Origin of the sequence: Chitinophaga sp. (genome assembly GCF_036569125.1) — a bacterium.
Lineage (GTDB): Bacteria > Bacteroidota > Bacteroidia > Chitinophagales > Chitinophagaceae > Chitinophaga.
In genome coordinates this window covers 1-2,274 of record NZ_DATCRF010000745.1, presented here as the reverse complement: position 1 = coordinate 2,274, position 2,274 = coordinate 1, and the positions used below count along the sequence as shown (strand labels likewise).

Genomic DNA, 2,274 nt, shown 5'->3' with positions numbered 1-2,274 from the left:
GATCCAGATAGAAGGTGGTACCTTTTGGGTGCCCAATGTTATATATGTGGAGCTGAATGGTACGGATCCTGTTACCGGCGCAGTAAAAACAGAACGTTTTAAACCATAGAAAATACTGATGCCCGCTCACCACACGGGTAGCATAAAATATATTAACGGGATGAAAAAGAATTATGTATCCAATTCCGAGGAATCTGTCCGCATGTTTAAGCAGGGATGGATGGAAGCCTTATCAAAAGTACACTTTTCGGTACCGCTGATCCTGTACGTGCCGGTGATCCTGTATTGTATCTGGCGGGCCTTTGCTGTAATAGGTATGGGCATACTGCCTTTCATTGGCTGTTTTGCCGCCGGTTTATTCTTATGGACTATTACGGAATACATTATGCACCGCTGGGTGTTCCACTTTATACCTAAATCAAAGTGGGGGCTTCGCCTTCATTTCATTTTTCATGGCGTGCATCATGATTATCCCAATGACAGGTTAAGGCTGGTGCTGCCGCCTTCCGTAAGCATTCCGCTGGCGGTTGGTTTTTATTTCCTGTTCAGGGCTATCGTCGGCGAAGCATACCTGTATGCGTTTTACCCGGGTTTTGTGTTGGGGTATCTTTGTTATGACATATCGCATTATGCTTTTCACCACCTGAATTTTAAGAATAAGCTGTGGATGAAGCTGAAAAAGCATCATATGCTGCACCACTATTCAGATCCAACCAAGGGCTATGGCGTAAGTTCGGCGTTGTGGGATAAGGTCCTTGGGTCGGATTTTATAAAGAAGTAAAATGGATTCATTTTCAACTGTCACACCTATTCCATTCTTTGATCGTAAAACAGTACTCATTACTACGCTGCTCAGCGTAGCATACCTGCTGCTGTCAACCTTACTGGTGGGCTTTAAGAGCGATCAGCTGGTGCTGGTAGGTTTGTTTAACGGGGCATTCTATCTCTCGCGTCCTACGCGCAAGTTTATCATAGGCTTTTCCATCTTTATCGTTTACTGGATCGTGTTTGACTATATGAAGGCTTTTCCCAACTACCAGTTCGGAACGGTGCATATAGAAAGCATTTACAATGCGGAGAAAAGTGTTTTTGGCATTCATTCCGGCGGTACTGTGCTTACCCCTAATGAATACTGGCTGGCGCATTCCAATACTTTCCTGGATGTGTTGTGTGGTTTGTTTTACCTGTGCTGGATCCCGCTGCCACTGGCTTTTGCGGTGTATTTATTTTATACCAACCGCATGCAGTTCTTCCATTTTGCCCTTATCTTTTTCCTTACCAACCTGCTGGGCTTTGTAGTATATTATACTTACCCTGCTGCCGCGCCCTGGTATGTACAGCAGTATGGTTACGCCCTGCATGTGCATACGCCCGGTAATACCGCCGGCCTGGCCCGGTTTGATACTTTTTTCCAGGTGAATATTTTTCACGGCATTTACGCTAAAAGCTCCAATGTATTTGCCGCCATGCCTTCTCTACACTCAGCCTATCCGCTGATCGTATGGGTATTTTCCTGGAAAAGTAAAAGTATCTTCTTTCGCGTGCTGTCTACCATTGTAACGCTGGGTATCTGGTTCGCGGCAGTGTACACCAGCCACCATTATGTGCTGGATGTGCTGGCCGGTATTATATGCGCCGTACTGGGCATTCTGCTATATCAGAAGGTATTATGCAGGCGCTATTTCTTCATTAGCTTCTTACAGTATTTGTACCGCCATACCTGATGGGCAGGTATCTCCACATTATTATAGAAAATGCAACACTGCTAAGTAACCTGTTACTCATGTATGAGCTGATATTGCTATAGTTACCGGCTATATGAAATAATATGCAGTCCGGCATATCATTTGAATAATAGTTATCAGGACAGAACGCTACATCAGTGCAATTAGTGTTGAGGATGTTGAATTATGCAGCGGGCTTGATCCCCTTCCATGCCGCATCCATTTGTGAATGTACAGGAAGAGAAGGAAACCCAAAACGGCATGACCAGGGATGGTGCTGAGTGTAGTAATGCAGAGATGCTGAACGCTTAACGGTAAAACTGTTAGGCGTTCAGTTTTTTTATGACCTACCGGGACAGTATAGGATACCCCGGTATGGGTATTTGGGTATATTTAAATACTTAGACCCTTCCATGTTATGAACGCTGCAAAACTTATTTCCCTGGTTTGTTTATTATTTGTTTCATCTGTTGTATACCCACAATCCGGCGGGAACGATGTAACTACACCTTTACATGCCCTGCAACCTGATTACATAGTGCCTTATGGC

At 44.5% G+C, this 2,274-nt stretch carries 2 protein-coding genes; both read left to right on the top strand.

Features of this window, described 5'->3' with window-relative positions; genetic code table 11:
• Positions 1-160: 160 nt before the first annotated feature.
• On the top strand, positions 161-781 hold the full coding sequence (locus tag VIM87_RS27575; protein WP_332000102.1) for a sterol desaturase family protein: 621 nt from the start codon (positions 161-163) through the stop codon (positions 779-781).
• Between the two features lies 1 nt (position 782).
• The gene (locus VIM87_RS27570) at positions 783-1,724 is read left to right on the top strand and encodes a phosphatase PAP2 family protein (protein WP_332000101.1); all 942 of its coding nucleotides are present in this window, start codon (positions 783-785) and stop codon (positions 1,722-1,724) included.
• Positions 1,725-2,274 lie beyond the last annotated feature (550 nt).